Raw genomic sequence first — 17,218 nt, 5'->3', positions numbered from 1 at the left:
CAGTAATAATATAAATCATCGAATTGACACCTCAACAGCGTCCATAACGCATTGTTTCTCTTGATTATTAAGCAGCGCAATCCGGATGAAATTGATACAGAAAGAACCGTAAATAACCCGAAAAAATTATTTTTTTACTAAAAGTAATCTTTAAGTATAATGTGGGCAATATTTTATTCTTAGGATCAAAAATGGCTAAAAATACTCTTTTTAACTTTCTTTCTCAAAATGAGTCTATTGTCCAGTTACCTCAAGGACATAAATTGATATTGGACTTCAATAAAAGCAGCCAACACTATTATTACCGTATTGAACTGCCTATTGAAGAATTTAGTATAAAAGACCAAGGAAGCATGTATGCATTGGATAACCATCACCTTAGTGTGTATGAGAATGAAAATCGTCAAAATCCCAAATTAAGTCAATACCATTACACTGCTAAATTTATAAGCCAATCGGGTGAGCGTTATCGTCTGCATGTGTATTTCAATGCATTCGATGAATTAATTCAAAATATTGCCTTTGAGAGAGATACTGCTGATGGCTATAAGTTAATCGACAGTACCAATATGAGAAATCAATTAATCATTTTAGCACTCAGGCATACTGAACCGCTGATCAATAATTTAAGACAACAACATCAGAAAAAAATTAAAAATTTAGAAACTCATTACAAGGATTGTGATCAACGGCTGTTAAAACATTTTGATTCAGAACCGCAAAATACAACCGAAATTTTGGAAATCACAGAAGAAGCCTGTGGCGTTCTAAGAGAGCTGCTCCCACTTATCCGGTCTTCCAGTTACACTGAGGCTCTTCGCTTTCATGAAGCGACCGCGCGTTCCCTTAAGAAAGCCCGTACAAGTTCGGTTGAACTGATGACCAGCACCCCCAGTACTAATAGGGATAATCATGTCGAAGAGATTGCGGAAGAAGTTTCTAATCCTCAAGATGAAGCATCTTCACACGATCAAGCGGCCCAAAAAGAAGCTAAAGCCTCACATGAAAAAGCAACCCAAAGTACCAAACCTAAGGTTTTTATTATTGATAAATTAGCAGAGGAACTAAAGGCGCTAGATACTCAATTTGAAGAATTAAGTAAGGCACCCACTGAGGTTCAGGCGAAAAAAATAGAGGAATTATTGGCAAAAACTTATGAAATTAACCTAACCTATGAACGTCATCTCCAGTTGAAGGATTTGCATCAGTTACAAAAAATCCGTCGAAAACTGCAGAAACTTGAAGCGGATTTGTTACCTAGTTTATTGTTTGGCAATCAATTTGAACTGGCTGCGTTGTTAACCTCAAGCCATCATCTCTTGCGCGCTGAGAAATTCCTCGCTGTCGCGTTACAAACAGGCAACTCAAAGCTTCTTGATTTTATTTTGACGTATGGTGATATTGACATAAATAACCAACGCGTCACCGTGTTCAAAAAATCATTCGCATCCGCTGTATATGCCTGTTTTCAAGAGGATAGCGCCTCCCATCCTATGAGTGAATGCCTCTCTGTTCTAATTCAACACGGTGCATCTCTTTTTGCACCCGACAATAAAGGACTGCCTCTTGTTTACTCAATTCTCACCGGAGATACACATCCTCTGCGAAAAGCTTTATTTATGAATCGTGCCCGAACCATTGAATCCGTTGAATTTTTCAAAAAATTGAACGCCTTGCTTCGAGTTTATTTAACACGAGAGACACTGAGTATTGAAGACAAAAGCGCTATAGAGTCTGATCTAAAAAGCTTTGAGTCTCAATTGGAAAACTTGCAAACTGTGGATATGGAAGACCCAAGTTCGCGTTTTTTAATGAAACGGGTGAACCACTTAGAAGAAAGATTCGTTGGGGCAATCTTAAGTCAATTGCGGCAAGACCCAGAGATAATCGATTTAAACAAAAAAGTTCAAAAAGCTGCCGCCATGCTAAACTCTAAACTCAGTAAGCACCAACTACGACAGGCAAAAATTCATGTCTCTAATCATATTGAAAGCTTAGAGAAAGTATTGGCCAAAATCGATGTAATGAGTTTTGGTTTTGATTTTCTTAAAACTAAAGCGATTGAAGGTTTGAACAACCATTTAGAATTAATCCAAAAAAAATCTGAACTCCTCGATATTCAAAGTGAGATACTGCGTTATCGAAATAGAAAGGCCAATAAAAACTACAAAGATCTTATGCGCCAACAAAATGTTTTACTGCAAGAAATAAAGGAATTAGAGAAAGAAAATCCCTTGATGCAAGATTTTGAGGCACTGGACAATTCCTTGGAAGCGCTTGGCTCACTGGAGCAGACGTTTAAAAACCTTAACCAAGATCTTCAGTCCTTAAAGGGAATGAGCGATTTATTGAATCAATTTTCCATCATATTTTCCTTTTCAAAAAGCACCACTGCGGATTCCCCCACTGAAGCCGACGAGGACAAAGAAAATGATGAAATGCTCGCGAAATTTGAAAAAGAGCATGAAGATCTTATAGAGCTCATGAATAAACCGAGCTCTTCATTGTAGTCGGTCAGAATCGTAACCCGGGTTTATTCTAAAACCCGGGTTACGGCTTACGCCCTAATCCAGGCTACAAGTACTAAGGCAATGCAAAATGCCAATTCATGGCTTTGGACAAGCCTTCCAGCATGATTTCACCACGGATGCTATTTCCTTTGGCATTCACTCTGGGACTAAGTACCACAATACCTGCTTTACCAGGAACAACGGCTATGGTGTAGCCCGATACGCCGCTTTTAGCGGGCATCCCGGTTTTGACCATATGGGTGCCTGTTTCATCATAGAGTCCACAGGTTGCCATAATCGCTAGAGTAATTTTAGTGGTTTGAGTAGAAATGATTTGTTCCCCAGAGTTCGGGTCTCTTCCCGCATTTGCTAATAAGGTAGGCAGGAAAAGCATTTGTTCTAAATTGGCTTCATAGGAACAAAGTGCAAAATACAAATCCAAGGTTTCATGAACATCCGCGCCAAGATTGCTTCTGCTCTTGAGTAAATAGGCGAGGGCACGGTTACGATTCCCTGTGCGTTTTTCAGAGGCAAAAACGAGGGGATTAATACTGAGACGTTGATTAAACAATTTTTGTGTCCAATGTTCTAACCAACCAAATTGCTGCTCGCCCTTTCCCGGAATATGAGAGCATAAGGTAATCGCCCCAGCGTTCAACATGGGATTTGATGGCTTGGGACCAAATTGTTCCAAACGGGTAATTGACGCAAAATCATCTCCAGAAGGTTCTACTTTAACCCATTCAAACACTCGCTCCCCATATTCTTCAAGTAGTCCAATTAAAGGAATCATCTTGGCTGTACTTTGCAATGTTACGGGACTCAACGGGCTGTTACTGTAAGAAAGCAGTTGTCCACCTATGGGTTGTACGGCAATTGCAGTCAAATCTTGATTCACATTGGCAAGCTCTGGAATATAATCCGCCGTTTTACCCTCTTGATTCACCTCTGCGGTATGAACTAAATCTTCTAACAAATTGATGGTAAGCAATGATGACATAGTACCCTTAGACTGAAAAAGCAGCCATTATGATAAATTTAGCACATTAAAACAAATAAATTTGCAAACCGGATTAATTAAAAACTTAATGAGTTGAGGATACTGAAGGCATAAATAGGTTGACATGTATGAGACCAGTCTACTATATGTTTTATACAGAGGTAAAAAAAAGGGTTCACAATGTCAGGATGCTCACGCTGTGAGTCTATTGATTCATACGTATTGCAGGGGAAAGTATTTCTCCATATTATAACCCCCACAGGCCACACATTTTCCAAATTAAAATCCGGGTTGGAGGCTGAATTTAATTTGGGAACAGTCGATCGTGGCTACCTTTACCTCGATCTGCCCCCTGAACAATTTGATAACTTTGCTACCCTAGTCAAGGGTTTATTAAGTCAACAGGAACTCAATGACTCCAGCGTTATCATGCTCTATGATAATCAAACCAGCATCAGCCCTGCACAGGCGCTGAAGGCGACGCGAACGCTCGCTTCCTTTGTAAATATGGCCTCTGCACAATGGCTAGTTCACATGCTCGACCAAAACCTGCTCACAATCTGGTTTCAACCGATAGTTTCCAGTGTAACGCATGAGATTTATGCTCACGAATGTCTGCTCCGCGCGGAGCAACATGGGAAAACCATCGGTGCCCAGGCTATTCTTTCTGCTGCAAAAGAAGCGGATATGCTGTTTATACTCGATCGTCATGCCCGGATCAACGCCATTAACACGGCAAGCAACCACAAAAAAAAGCTCGAACGGCTATTCATCAACTTCAATCCGACATCCATTTACGATCCGCAATTCTGTCTGCGTACCACTGATGAAGCAGTAAAAAAGGCACAATATGAGCCCGAGCAAATTGTATTTGAAATCACTGAATCAGGCCTTGTGGATGATAGAGAACACTTGGTGCGTATTACGCAATTTTACCGGGAGAGAGGTTATCGTATCGCCCTCGATGATTTAGGCTCAGGATATAGCTCGCTTAATATGCTACATGAGCTTAACCCCGATCTGGTCAAGCTGGATATGGACCTGATCCGCGACATCCATAACTCACCAGTCAAACAGATTATGGTTGAAAAAATTATTGAAATAGCTCAGCAAATGAGCATAAAAACCGTTGCTGAGGGTATTGAAACCAAGGAAGAACTCGAATGCCTGAAGCATTATCCGATTGATTATTATCAGGGCTACTACTTTGGCAAACCTGCGCCAATATAGGCGATTGCATTGGAGCATTGGCTCAACTTTGCCTCATTTTATTCAATCAGCATTTCTGTAATTACTGGATGCTCTCATAGCAATACCTGGTTCTCTGCAAAGATCTTCTGGCGATAACCCACTGCGTTCCTAACCTTTACCTAGTCGTTCCCAATAGTTTTCTTTTGATTTCATTTAAAGCGCCTCTTTTTGAGAGGCTCAGTTTATGGATTTTTTAGTTTGTAGGTAGGTTTATTTGGCCTAACGCATCCGATGTTTATCCTTTTCAAGAGAATCTCTCCATGCTTGTTCCTCAGACTCCGTTGCAAAAATTTCTGTGTCTGACTTTTCTGAGCCCTCTTCTGCTACTATTTTTTGTCTAGGCACTGGCATACTGCTGGGTTTATTCTTAAGTTGATTAATACGTTCCACCGCATGGGGTTGAGGATTGAGATAGATTTTCATAAAAGTCCTTTTATTAACCATTATGACTATAAGTATAGCTCTTTTAGCCATGGCAAAGTTTGAGGATGCTGGATGTTGAAAAACGGTGGGCTTTGAGTGGGGATTGCGCAAAAATAATACCGATCGAGCGGAACATGCATCAGTCTGTAAGGCTTTTGAAGAATTATTTTTGCACAAATACAGCCATTGAGCGAATTGGGGGGCAAAGCATTTTAATTCGCTCTTGGTGACCGTCCATTATATGAAGCAACCCGAGCGCCCCATTCTAACAGATTTTTATTGCAATCATCTTTATCTAAAATCACCTCGATAAAGCATAAGGCATCTGTTTTCTTTGCTTCTACGATTGCGTCCAAAAGCGCTTGATGCGTTGGTGCTTTAAAAGCTCGAGCTTTGGCCTGCTGCCCATTAAAAACTTCGACTAAATCAGCATAATGCCAATTATTAATCACATTATATGGGCCATCATGAATTTGAACCTCAATTGTATAAGAAGCATTATTCATTAAAAAGATAATGGGTTTATAACCATAACGAATGAGCGTTGACAGTTCTTGAGCACTCATTTGGAAAGAACCATCCCCAATCAAAGCGATAACGCGCTTTTGATTATGAAGCGCTGCCTGCATACCCAAAAGTGCTCCTACAGACCAACCAATCGATCCGTATTGCATTTGAATTTCAAACGGGCAGTTTTCGGGTAAATTGAGACGCATGCCATTAAACCATGAATCCCCAGTTTCCGCCAAAATTCCATAATCACTACTTAATAGTTTCTGAATTTGGCCAAACAGGAATCGTGTAGTGAGCGGTGAGTTTAAATCATCCGGCTCATGATATAAGGGGGCAGATCCTGCGATGCGTTTATATGCTTTCACTGAAGCATCATTGACTTTCAATTTATCCTTCAAACCGCGCAAAAACTCACTCATGTACACTTCGGTATATACATTACCCGCAACAGAAACACTACCATCAGCAATGACAATAAGCTTCTTGGGTTGGATATTACACATATGACCAACCGTGGTGTAATCGTTAAAATTAGGCCCTATAAAGAAATAAAGATCGCTTGATTCAACAATTTCAGCACATCCTGGAGAGCTGACTGGTCCCCAATAAATGCCAATATAATTAGGATGTTGTTCTGAGACAAAGCCCTTCGCATCAGGCATTGCAGCGAGGGCATAACCGCAGGAGAGGCTTAAGGCTTCAATCATCGCCGTAGCCTCACAGGGACGCGATTTACTTCCTGCGATTAACACAGGCTTGACTGCTGAATTAAGTTGATTGGCTGCATCTTCAATTGCGGCAGCAAGAGAAGAGGTATCACTCAAACGTTTGACATTAAGCGCCCGCTGCGTTGGCGGGGAAACACTTGCTCCAGCAATGTTGCATGCAATTTCAATGTAAACAGGTTTTTTCTTTTCAAGTGCAATGGCAATGGCAGAATCAATTTGCATGGGCGCATCGCTAGGTCTATGAATAAATACGCTATGTGCTGTAATTTTCGCAAATATTTCACGGACATAGCTGTAATTTTCCGTTGCCAGCGTATGGTGTAAAATTTCCGCATCCTGCACCGAGTTTGTATTAGGTCCCCCGGAGATCACAATGATCGGCAAATTCTCAGCATAAGCCCCTGCAACTGCATTGACTGCACTCAAGCCCCCAACACTATACGTTACAACCAGTGCAGAAACCCCTTTGATACGCGCATAACCATCTGCTGCATAACCTGCATTCAATTCATTACAACAATTGATCATGTGCAGTGCGTCGTTTTTTAAGAGCTCGTCGAGCAAGCCCAGATTGTAGTCCCCAGGAATTGCAAAATAATCATTTATTCCCAATTCTTGGAGGCGTTGTGCGAGATAAGTGCCTACAGTAGCCATAAAAAATCCTTTTGCGGAAATACTGCTTAAGAAGTAAATTTATTATGGCAGTGGCCTGTTCTTTCTTCAAGGAATTCTTTGAAACGCCTTAAATCACCCTGAGCGGAGCAATCTCCACTCAAAGATACCCTTTCAGTGATGTCAACGCTTTATCGTGGACGCTGTCATCCCGGCGCAGGCTGTAATCCATTCTTCGAAATAGTTCATCACTCGATTAAGTTTGGGCAAGCCATACTTCTTAGCAATTTCAAACGACTTCGATTTCAACAGGAGCAGTGCCTTTTATACCGAGTTTCTTAGCAGCAGCAAAGGATAAATCAATGATCCTGTTCGATAAAAAAGGACCTCGATCAGTAATCCGAACCACAATCGACCGGCCATTATTCAGGTTTTTAACCCGTACTCGTGTAGCAAATGGGAGTGTTGGATGAGCTGCTGTCATCGCATACATGTTGTAGCGTGCTCCGCTCGATGTTTTTTGATTTCGAGCATGTGAGCCATACCAGGAAGCAATTCCTTTTGCTTTGTAATTTTTGGCAGATTTCATCACATGATATGTTTTCCCTCTGACCACATAGTGATCCGGACTATTAGCTTGCTGATGAGCACAAGCAACCAGCAGCATCGGGAGTATGCCTGTAATGAGACGTTTAATGGTTAATAATATTGCATCATAATTCATAAGTTATCTTCTACTTCCACAACAGATATTTTACATATAAAGTTTTAAATGTTATCGAGATGACTTCTATAAAAAACTTAATTTAAAAAGTAATAGATCACGAAGGATGTCACAATACACCAAAATAAATCTATTTTTAATCAAAAAAAATGCATCATAGCGCAAGTGAAGCGCTAGGCCAAATATATTCTTTTTCCATCAGCAAAACCAGTTAAAGAGCATCAATAGGGTCAGACTCCATTAATGCTACCCCATCGATTCGAATAAGGGTTATGTATTCCATAATTATTTCTCTGATCGACTGCGTTTTTTTTAAAATCGGTTTTTAATCGCTCCTCATGAGACATCAAGATTTATCGATTTATTATCAAAGATTAGGCATAACGCCTAGGACTTCATCTCTTTAGAATTTTAATCCTTTTGTCTGGGAAAAACACTCTGCTTTAGTTGAGGAAATTGAGATATGAAATTTTGATTGAATTCCATAGAAGAGCTAAAAAGTGGAGTTTCCGGTCAAAGGGGGCAGACACGATTGATTATAAACTGAAAACATCAAAACTAATCTCATCAATCGAGTCTGAACCCATCGATCTTATAAATGGTCAATAAAATACTCCCCTATTCTCCGTAAGACATACAAATCCATGAAATAAATAGAATGGTTTGCATTAGGAACTAATAACATATCAAAATTTTTATCGGCCTTAATTAACGCATCCACAAGCTGCATCATATTGGCTGGATGAACGTTATCATCGAGATCCCCATGAATTAAAAATAAATTTCCCTTCAATCGATCCGCCAGCAGATAGTTTGATTGTGCGGTATAATCTACATCGCTTGGCAACCCGTGATATCGCTCCCCCCAGAATGCCAAATAACTCCGTAAATCTTGTAACCCAGAAATACAGACACCCACCTTATAGAAATCAGGATACGCCAATAATGCCCGCGTTGCCGCATATCCTCCCGCTGACTGTCCCATAATCCCCACTCGATCGATATCAATATAGGAATATTGCTTCGCTAAGTTTCTAATGATCTCGATATGGTCCTCTAATCCTCCAGCTGTTTCTAAATGCTGATAAGAATATTGATGAAACTTTTTAGAGCGAAACGGGGTGCCACGTCCGTCCACATTAATGACGATAAAACCCAACTCAGCGACACTTTGAGGCCACCAACAACCATGTATGTATTCGGGAAGATCCGAACAATATGTTTTGGGTACGCGAGTCAACTGTGGTCCAGGATAAATTTCATCAATGATTGGATATTTTTTCTTTGGATCAAAATCTGTAGGGAAATAGATAAGCCCATAAATATCAGTTTCCCCATCGGCTCCCTTGAGACAGAAGGGCTGTGGTTGCTTATATCCCAAAGCAAATAATTGGGAAAAATCGGCTTCTTCCAGGGTAATGATTTCATGGCCATTTTTATTCCGTAATTTAGTGACTGGCAGGGACTCCATAGACGAATAATAATCGACAAAATATTCCTGCGATGGTGAGAAAACAATGGTGTGTTCTGCTGTTTCAGGGGTCAGTAATTGCACTTCACTCCCATCCAAACGAGCACGATATAAATAACGAAAATAAGGATCAACACCCGGTTCTTTGCCATTCCCTGAAAAATAAATCCACCGATTGGTGCTGTCTACATGGAATACTTTGCGCACCATCCATTCCCCTTGAGTAACCGGATTTTTGACTTGTCCGGTCTGTAAATCATGTAAATAAAGATGCGCCCATCCATTCTGAGTGGATAACCAAACAAACTCTTTCGAATCCTCTAATATTCGCGTGTAATTCTGCCAGAGGATAAGCTGACTGGGTTCGACATAGCCGGTCGATTTTTCGGTTAAAATAGTCCGCTGCTGTTCTGTAGCAACATCCAGTTCACATAACGACAGTTGATGGTTTCCACGCTCTTCTTTTAAAAAAAAGATTTTTTTACTGTCTTCACTCCACCATACATAGCCTGCTTCAATTGGGGAACCCACCAATGCCGGCATCAAGGGAGGTAAGTCAATCGTGCGCAGCTTCTTTTTTTGCACGTCAATCAAACATAATTTAATTTCTGGAATCACCTCATCCCCTACAAAAGGAATATGGGCCTCAAAAACCTGGGGACGCAACGAACCATCTTCAGGAGCATGTTGTAGCAAAGGTAATTTTTTTACCTGCTCTTGATTGCATTGGAACGTCACGATTTTTTTTGAATCAGGCGACCAAAGCGCCATAGGTGGAAGCGTTACCTGCATACGACGCAGCGACAAGGAAGTTAAATTCGTATCAGGGGAAGCAGCATAGGCATTGCTCGCACTACCATCTGCCGTCAATTGATATTCTTTCTGCTCATCCAATGAAAAAAGAAATAAATTGTGATCCTTGCTGTATAGTTCCCAACACTGATCCGGTGAACGTATTCGCGATACAATTAAAGCAGGAACAAATCCCCAAATTTCCATAATCGAAGGACAATGTGACATGGCCGTTTGCTTTGATGTATCTGCCATAAGTTCGAGGGTCTGAGTTGTTCGATCATATTGAAAAATAAAGTGTTCAATATAGAGCTGCAAAATATGCTCATTAAAAAAATCGACTTTATTGATGGGTAAGGCAAAGGCGTTTACTTCGCTTTTTAATTCATTCGCAATTTTTTTTGCCAATACTGAATGGTCAAATGCAAGCTCTTTCTTTTTAGTTTCCAGATTCAAAATAAGATACTCATAACCTTTGGTAGTATCATGACGATAGCAAATAAGCTTTTCGCTGGGTGACCATGCGATCGCAGGTTGTAAGTTCCTGATTAAACTGAACACATTTTGGGGAAGAAATTTTTTTGACTTCTCATAACGCGCTGCTCTGTCTTTTTCCATAATTAGGCCCATTATTTTTGATTTTGTTGCATTTTGGCAATCATGTCACCTAAATCACTGTATACCCAAGCCTCAGTGATTTGATGAGAACTATCCAAACGAAAAATGGTAATACCGCTATAAAATACAGGCATCCCTGTTGCGGGAATTTCTGAAAATTCCCCTCGGTGGGTTCCCTGACCATGCCAGCGCGTCACCACTTTATCGCCACTCACTATTAGATCATCAATAGAATGCATCAGGTCTGGAAAGGCTTTATACCATTCCAACAAAGCTTGTTTAAAATCGTGTAAATTTGCAGCTTGATCATAGCTGAAATGAATTAATGTCTTTGCTGAAAAGAGCTCATCGGCTACTGCAGCCTTTTGTTGGTTCCACATTTCATCAAAAACTCTTCTCACTGTCTTTTCTATAGCTGTAGTCATCTTCATTGGTTCCTTGATTGAGAAGATCATTTTTTAAGGCATCAAACCTGTTACGCTGCGCGATTTGAGAACGCTTTATTTTCTTGAGTTCTATTCTTGTAGTCTATAACTTCCTCTAGTGCATTAAAGATACTTTTATGTTTTGCCACTACAGTAGAATACAGTCTGGAACTAAGGAGTGCCGCAATATCAAAATCGCTTAAAGGTTCTCTTCCCTCCTTATTTTCTAAAGCATCAATTAATTTTTCTGCTGCCTTAATTTTATCCTCGACGCTAAAACCAAATTTTAAGACGCTCATTTTTGTTCTAAAGCGAGCAGACTCTATATCTTTCTTATTGACGTGCAACCATTTGGGTATTAAGTCCCATTCTGCTCGGCGTGTCACGCAATATTTTTTAAGATCGTCAATAAAATTAGTTGTTGCTTGAGCATCATCTTTTGGAGCAGCATTTTTCTGGGTGGCCTCCGGAGGATGATCAAAAAGATCTAGAAAATCGACTAAATTATTTTTTTCTGCATATTCACGTGCAGATTCTTTTCGATTTGTATCTTCATCGCGGGGATTAGCACCATATTCCAGCAACAACTTAGCAAGTTCAAACTGATTATTCTGGACAGCTAAAAGCAAAAGATTATTGTCGCGCTCAAGTTCACCAGGTTTGAAACCATGCTCCAATAGTGCCTTGAAACTTTCAAAATCCCCTCTTGATAATGTTTCCTCCATGACCGTCCCAAAATTGGACCCACAAGGCCTTCCTCCATAGTCAAGCATTAATTTTACTAGATTGTAATCATTTTGTTTTATTGCATCTTCAAAGGCAGTTTGAGAAAAATAGGGTTGAAAATTTGGATCAGCACCATTTTTTAAAAGCATTTCAACTATATCCATGTTCTTTTTTGCTATTGCCACGCGCAGAGGAGTATTAATATTGTATGGATCGGTTTCCGGTGCCGCACCACATTTAAGTAACTCTCGCACTGACTCTATATTGTTCCTGAAAATAGCTATCAGAAGAGGGGTGTATTTATCGCTAGTCTGTTTATTAACATCTGCTCCTTGCTCTGCCAAGCGAGAAATATGTTCATAATTATTGTTGTAAACAACCGTATTTAGCAAAGTTCCTCCTCGTGAATCCTCCCATTTGGTTTTAGTGGCCATATCCTGCTCAGATAATTTTTGTACTTCCTGCATCCATTCAGTTAATACATGTTGCAATGGTTCATTTCCTGACATCGTAAAAACGCGCGTGTTAATTACTCCCGTTCCATTTGTAGAACAAGCCCCCTCTATCAACAAGGCTTGAGCAATTGCACCATCGTCTGAATATTCCTGAGCCGGCGGCGTATTTGCATCAATAAGAATCCATTTATCTTGTTTCGGATTAAAGCAAACAGTAATCGCATGACGTAGCCCATGCCCAGATATAGCTAAGCCTACAGGCTCAGTTGGCTTGGGAATCATCGCATTAATCTTTTCTCTCAGAAGTGTTAAATATTCTGTGGTCATTTCTTTTTGTTGATAAGCTCCGGACAAAACTGGCGGCAATGCAACTATTCCTCCCTTATCTTCGATTTTTTGAGGAATGGTAAATTTGATGAAATCACCTTGCTCGAGATTTTCCTCACTATCAAATAAATGCGGATAAAGACTACGTTGTTGCGTTAATTCGATGCCATCAAAAAAAGCGAGTGTATCGACTAGGAGATCTTTCGATTTCAAGTAATCTTCCAGTATCTTCTTTAATAATGTCTCTTTGGTTTCTTTTCCACCAGTAGGTTGGCTGTCGAATTGAATCGCTGCCTCTTTTTCAAAATCATTTAATGGGATATTTAATAAATGATCGACTCTTTGTTTAAAAACGCCTAATTCATTTGCGAAAAGAGCCTGCATTCCCATGTAAGCATAACCATTACAGATTCCATCCTCATCAGAGGTGTAACCTAATACTTTCATTAAGCTAATTAATTGACTATGCTTGCTGAGCGTTGTTTCAACTTTTTCTTCCATTTTCAAATCTTAAAATAACGATGGAATACTCATAATTATAGCTGACTTATTCTCTATTTTATGGGGTAGTACTGGCCTTGCTTAGCGCAGTTGCAACAACCACCGCCGCCGCGGTTAATCCCAAGGCTAAAGCAGGCTTAAAAAAACTAAATTGATTGAGCTTCCTTTCTACTCCATGCATTTTCGGTTGTTGAGTCATTGTAGGATCCTTTGCCAAGCTTGCATCCATAAGCATGGTAGGCCCTTGTGGCGGGCTCGCGTTCACTATCATCCCTTTACGTGCCTTAATGCTTACCTTAGAAAAAGGGATGTTATCCTTTCTTGCCTCCATAGTGTAATTACCGGGTGGAACATTGAGAAAGGCCACGCCGCCATCGAGCGAAGTCTCTTTCAATGTGCGGATAAAAGGATTGGTTTTGTGGACTATTGGAAAAATACCGAAATAAAATGTTTTTACATCGACTTTTGGTGATAAGCTGACCGTAACCCCCTCGATACCTTGAGGAATGTCATCCATGGTCGTATTAGGTGGTGTAACGGTTGCCGCAATCTGGCATGCTTCAGGATTTTCAGTTTCCCCCATAGCGAAGGCAAGAAATTTATAAGCCATATTTGAAGCGACTTGGAATGAAATATTTTTTAGGAAATTTTCGTTATTGATTCCTTCTGTGGGGACAATCAAAGTGGCTGTTTGGGTCGTCTTATAGCCAGTCCAAAAAGATCCGGGCTTTTCAAAAACTAAAGTAATCGGTTCGCCAACAGGCCATTCAAATGGCCCGAATTTGCCGGAAGAATCGGTCTGAAATTTTAGCTGGTTGTTTTCAACGACGGTGATAGTTGCACCTGCAATAGGCTGACCGGATATAAACGAACGAGCAAATCCAGATACCAATGCTGTTTTCATAAATAAGTTCCCTCTATAGATTAACCCCAAATAATTATTCCGTACTCTAATGGGTTCTACCAAAAATAGAAAGACTCATAAGTCAATCAAACCTAGGGGGGCGAAATGATTTTTTTGCTTAACTGAATTGATATTTCGGCTTCTTTTCTTCAATAGAGAGCATTTTTTCTGAAGTAGACTGCAGCTGCTTTTGAAAGAAACCAGGTCGTCCTTTATTGGGATTATCTGTAGGCAAAAAAGTGAGGATATAGGAAATTACATCAAAAGGCAGTCTATACGTCAGACTATCTCCGCGAATGAGTCCAACCATAGGTGCCAAAGTCCTGGCCAAATCAGACTCCCCGTTACTTGACAGAATAAATCGAGACCGGTTTTCACCAAGCGCTTGCAATAGGGTATCTTTTTGTTGCGCTGTTTTATTTAGAAACAGCTTATTAAAACCGAGATTAATCGATTTCACATGGGGTGGAATAGCAGCCAAAGCCTCGGCAAGATCAGCAACAGGCATGTTGCCAAAATTATTTCCACTTAAATCAAGCTCAGTCACGTGCTCAGGAATCGCTGCAAAAGCCAGAGCGAGATCAGCTCCAGATTTGGCGCCAAGATAATTTCCACTTAGGTTAACTGATCTCACCCCCTTCGAAAGATTGGCTAACGCCAAGGCTAATTCAGCACCTGGGGTATTACAGAAACCATTCATGGATAAATCCAATGAGCTCACACTAATTGGTATTGCCTTTAAGGCTTGAGCGAGTTCAGCACCCGATTTTCTACCTAAACCATTTTCTGCTAAAACAAGAGAGTCCAGATGATTGGGAATTGCTGCCAAAACCTGAGCTAATTCAGTACCTGATCTTGCCCCCAAACCATTATTTTCCAAATTGAGTAACAAGATGCTTATCGGGATTGCTGCAAAGGCTTGAGCTAATTCAGCACCTGATTTGACACCAAGGTAATTGCCACCTAAATAAAGCCTGATCACACTGGCTGGAATTTTTGAAAAAGCCTCAGCTAATTCTGCTCCAGATTTATTGCAAAGCTTATTTGAGCATAAACTCAAACTGTGACAACCATTAGGGACACTATCAAAAGTTGTTATGAAATGATTTCCTGAAAGCGAGGCTAGATTTTTTAACTGATAATACATGCAGGGACAAATAAAATACAAGTGCGCCACATATTAACCCGTTTGCTTATAAAATACAAAGCCATAGGCTAAACTTTACTTGCACTAACTGCTTGCATATTTTTTTCCTGGTGTCCATCTCTAACACTATTTCATCAATAGGCTATCCAAAATGATGGGCTAAATAAGCTCTAAGCTTAGGCACAATAAACTCTGGTTTCAGCTCTTTAAACAGTTCATGCGCTTTCTCTTTCAATTCAGTGCCGGGAGTATTCACATCTAATTCAGTTTTAAAATCAAAAAGATGCACTGCGACGTGATTTAAGTCATCTTCAAAAGTAGACCACTCCTGTTTCTTGATCCAGGGAGAAAAAATCGTAAACGAAGGTTTGTTGAGCGCTTTAGCGATATGGATTGCACCGCCTTCATTGCCGATAATTGCATCACATTCATTCATTATGGCAATAAACGTTCTTAAGTCATAATTGGATAACTCAAAGAATATATTCTCTTTAGCATCCTCATTACATAGCTCATACACTTTTTGTGCTTCATCTTTTTGGTGAGGCATAAAATTAAATAAAATATTCACATCGACCTGGCTTACGATTAGATTGACAAGCGTCGCCATATATTCAAGGGGATAGGTTTTTAAGGGACAGCTGCCAATAATATTCAACATGATACTTTTTTTAGCAGGTATTTGATGTTTTTTAAATAAAAAAGCTGCTTTGCGTTTTTCATTATCAGTAAGATAGATCTTCGGATGGCGATCCGGAACCACATCGTTTAAAAAAGGTTGAATTAAAAGAAGTTTTAAGTCAATCGCCAGTCCAGGTTGGTTGCTTTCTACTGTTTCCTTGGAAAGATTATCTGTATAGAGGAAACTTCGATATTTTTTCTTATAGGAAATACGCCGCTTTGCTGCACAAAGCCAAACAATAAGCCAGCTTTCCAACTTGGTGTACGCATCAATCACCACGTCATACTGCTCACGTCTGATTTGCAAAACAAGTTTTATAAAGGCCCGTAAACTTGTTCTATGTTTTGGATCAAAAGTAACAACTCGATCAATATTAGGATTTCCCTCTAATACAGGTAGCGCCTGTCCATACACTAAATAATGAACTTGTGCATGTGGCATTACTCTTTTTAAATTATTAGCAAGAACAGTGCAGACCACAATATCACCAATCTTTTTATGCTGCATCACCAATATTTTCATTCTTTCTCTCATATAAACTAAAATTAATAATTAAATAAGAACCTTCAATTTTCATAGTTTCCACCGGCGATGAACCCACCACCATTGCTCGGGATGCTCGAGGATTAATTGTTCCAATTTTTGGTTATAACGTAAGGTATTATTGTAGATCGCTTGCTCTTCATCTGGCTGGGGTTCCCATGTTAAGGCAGGATGAAACTCAAGCACATGTTTCCCAGAGGGTTGGCGATAACATGAAATCGGAACTACAGGAACTTGATATTTATTTGCAAAAAAGGCCAAGCTTCGGTAAGTCCCAGCCTGAGTACCAAAAAAATTGACTGCAATGCCTTCTTTATTCTTAAGTTCCGCATGTTGATCCAGAGCAAACAGGATGGTTTCCTTATTTTTTAAAGCTTTGATTATTTTTATGGATGCGCCCGATTTATCAATTCGTTGTAACCCATAACGGATATTACGATTGAAAATGAATCGTTCAAGCCATTGTACACGGATGGCCTTTCTAATGACCTGTATAGGGCCTATTAAAGGGTATAATTGAGAATTCGCCAGTGGAATAGTCATCTCCCAATTTCCTAAATGCCCCATAAGCAAGAAACACCCACGCTCCTGTTTTTTTGCTTCCAAAAGGCATTCAATGCCCCTAATTTCTACCCGGTTACCGAGGCGCGCATACCAATTCATAAAGATTAGCTCTTTCAAAATTGAAACCACGTGAGAATAAAATGCCATGGCCAATCTTTTTTTTTCTTTTATGGAAAACTGGTTTTTAAAAACTCGCTCGATATTATCGAGCACAATCTGTCGGCGTATGGGAAGTAAATGATAAAATAAAAATCCAGAAACACTAACCCGAAATTTAGTCCTCAACTGCTACATCTCCTATT

The 17,218-nt window shown here is 39.9% G+C and carries 13 protein-coding genes; 2 read left to right on the top strand and 11 right to left on the bottom strand.

The features are described 5' to 3' along the window. Nucleotides 1-191 precede the first annotated feature (191 nt). Nucleotides 192-2,510 (top strand): GumC domain-containing protein, encoded by a 2,319-nt coding sequence (locus tag EL022_RS04455; protein ID WP_081776921.1) that lies wholly within the window; start codon nt 192-194, stop codon nt 2,508-2,510. Nucleotides 2,511-2,583: 73 nt separating this feature from the next. On the opposite strand, the gene glsA is transcribed toward EL022_RS04455, so the two are convergent. Continuing rightward, a complete protein-coding gene (glsA, locus tag EL022_RS04450; RefSeq protein WP_028382553.1) occupies nt 2,584-3,510 on the bottom strand; it encodes a glutaminase A in 927 nt (308 codons plus the stop codon). A 180-nt stretch (nt 3,511-3,690) separates the two neighbouring features. On the opposite strand from glsA, the gene EL022_RS04445 reads away from it, so the two are divergent. Beyond that, nucleotides 3,691-4,740 (top strand): EAL domain-containing protein, encoded by a 1,050-nt coding sequence (locus tag EL022_RS04445; protein ID WP_028382552.1) that lies wholly within the window; start codon nt 3,691-3,693, stop codon nt 4,738-4,740. Between the two features lie 240 nt (nt 4,741-4,980). Here EL022_RS04445 and EL022_RS04440 read toward each other — a convergent pair whose 3' ends face one another. The 10 genes from EL022_RS04440 to EL022_RS04395 form a co-directional block, all read right to left on the bottom strand. Beyond that, on the bottom strand, nt 4,981-5,184 hold the full coding sequence (locus tag EL022_RS04440; protein WP_028382551.1) for a hypothetical protein: 204 nt from the start codon (nt 5,182-5,184) through the stop codon (nt 4,981-4,983). 212 nt (nt 5,185-5,396) lie between these two features. Continuing rightward, nucleotides 5,397-7,079, bottom strand: coding sequence for a thiamine pyrophosphate-binding protein (locus EL022_RS04435; protein ID WP_028382550.1), 1,683 nt, complete (start codon nt 7,077-7,079; stop codon nt 5,397-5,399). Between the two features lie 247 nt (nt 7,080-7,326). Then, nucleotides 7,327-7,761: a septal ring lytic transglycosylase RlpA family protein gene (locus tag EL022_RS04430; protein WP_028382549.1), complete on the bottom strand. Its 435-nt coding sequence runs from the start codon at nt 7,759-7,761 to the stop codon at nt 7,327-7,329. A gap of 592 nt (nt 7,762-8,353) precedes the next feature. Beyond that, the gene (locus EL022_RS04425) at nt 8,354-10,642 is read right to left on the bottom strand and encodes a S9 family peptidase (RefSeq protein WP_028382548.1); all 2,289 of its coding nucleotides are present in this window, start codon (nt 10,640-10,642) and stop codon (nt 8,354-8,356) included. Between the two features lie 11 nt (nt 10,643-10,653). Then, nucleotides 10,654-11,067 carry an ester cyclase gene (locus EL022_RS04420; RefSeq protein WP_028382547.1) on the bottom strand — a complete coding sequence of 138 codons (414 nt, stop codon included), beginning with the start codon at nt 11,065-11,067 and terminating at the stop codon, nt 10,654-10,656. 50 nt (nt 11,068-11,117) lie between these two features. After that, nucleotides 11,118-13,076 carry an ankyrin repeat domain-containing protein gene (locus EL022_RS04415; protein ID WP_028382546.1) on the bottom strand — a complete coding sequence of 653 codons (1,959 nt, stop codon included), beginning with the start codon at nt 13,074-13,076 and terminating at the stop codon, nt 11,118-11,120. A 58-nt stretch (nt 13,077-13,134) separates the two neighbouring features. Then, nucleotides 13,135-13,980, bottom strand: a complete 846-nt coding sequence (locus EL022_RS04410) for a carboxypeptidase-like regulatory domain-containing protein (RefSeq protein WP_028382545.1) — start codon at nt 13,978-13,980, stop codon at nt 13,135-13,137. Nucleotides 13,981-14,098: 118 nt separating this feature from the next. After that, entirely contained in the window at nt 14,099-15,157 is a 1,059-nt protein-coding gene (locus EL022_RS04405; RefSeq protein ID WP_126325100.1) for a leucine-rich repeat domain-containing protein, read from the bottom strand. Nucleotides 15,158-15,269: 112 nt separating this feature from the next. Further along, complete coding sequence (locus EL022_RS04400; protein ID WP_028382544.1) at nt 15,270-16,331, bottom strand: glycosyltransferase family 9 protein; 1,062 nt, start codon at nt 16,329-16,331, stop codon at nt 15,270-15,272. A gap of 51 nt (nt 16,332-16,382) precedes the next feature. Further along, nucleotides 16,383-17,201: a lysophospholipid acyltransferase family protein gene (locus tag EL022_RS04395; protein WP_028382543.1), complete on the bottom strand. Its 819-nt coding sequence runs from the start codon at nt 17,199-17,201 to the stop codon at nt 16,383-16,385. Between the last annotated feature and the right edge of the window lie 17 nt (nt 17,202-17,218).

This window comes from Legionella cherrii (assembly GCF_900635815.1).
Classification (GTDB): Bacteria; Pseudomonadota; Gammaproteobacteria; order Legionellales; family Legionellaceae; genus Legionella; species Legionella cherrii.
The sequence above is the reverse complement of the archived record's forward strand: the minus strand, read 5'-3'. Positions and strand labels throughout refer to the sequence as shown.

What these genes read in the sequence shown, in the direction of transcription:
- EL022_RS04455 (WP_081776921.1), top strand. Translation starts at nt 192, where the DNA reads ATGGCTAAAAATACTCTTTTTAACTTTCTTTCTCAAAATGAGTCTATT.
- glsA (WP_028382553.1), bottom strand. Translation starts at nt 3,510, where the DNA reads ATGTCATCATTGCTTACCATCAATTTGTTAGAAGATTTAGTTCATACC.
- EL022_RS04445 (WP_028382552.1), top strand. Translation starts at nt 3,691, where the DNA reads ATGTCAGGATGCTCACGCTGTGAGTCTATTGATTCATACGTATTGCAG.
- EL022_RS04440 (WP_028382551.1), bottom strand. Translation starts at nt 5,184, where the DNA reads ATGAAAATCTATCTCAATCCTCAACCCCATGCGGTGGAACGTATTAAT.
- EL022_RS04435 (WP_028382550.1), bottom strand. Translation starts at nt 7,079, where the DNA reads ATGGCTACTGTAGGCACTTATCTCGCACAACGCCTCCAAGAATTGGGA.
- EL022_RS04430 (WP_028382549.1), bottom strand. Translation starts at nt 7,761, where the DNA reads ATGAATTATGATGCAATATTATTAACCATTAAACGTCTCATTACAGGC.
- EL022_RS04425 (WP_028382548.1), bottom strand. Translation starts at nt 10,642, where the DNA reads ATGGAAAAAGACAGAGCAGCGCGTTATGAGAAGTCAAAAAAATTTCTT.
- EL022_RS04420 (WP_028382547.1), bottom strand. Translation starts at nt 11,067, where the DNA reads ATGACTACAGCTATAGAAAAGACAGTGAGAAGAGTTTTTGATGAAATG.
- EL022_RS04415 (WP_028382546.1), bottom strand. Translation starts at nt 13,076, where the DNA reads ATGGAAGAAAAAGTTGAAACAACGCTCAGCAAGCATAGTCAATTAATT.
- EL022_RS04410 (WP_028382545.1), bottom strand. Translation starts at nt 13,980, where the DNA reads ATGAAAACAGCATTGGTATCTGGATTTGCTCGTTCGTTTATATCCGGT.
- EL022_RS04400 (WP_028382544.1), bottom strand. Translation starts at nt 16,331, where the DNA reads ATGAAAATATTGGTGATGCAGCATAAAAAGATTGGTGATATTGTGGTC.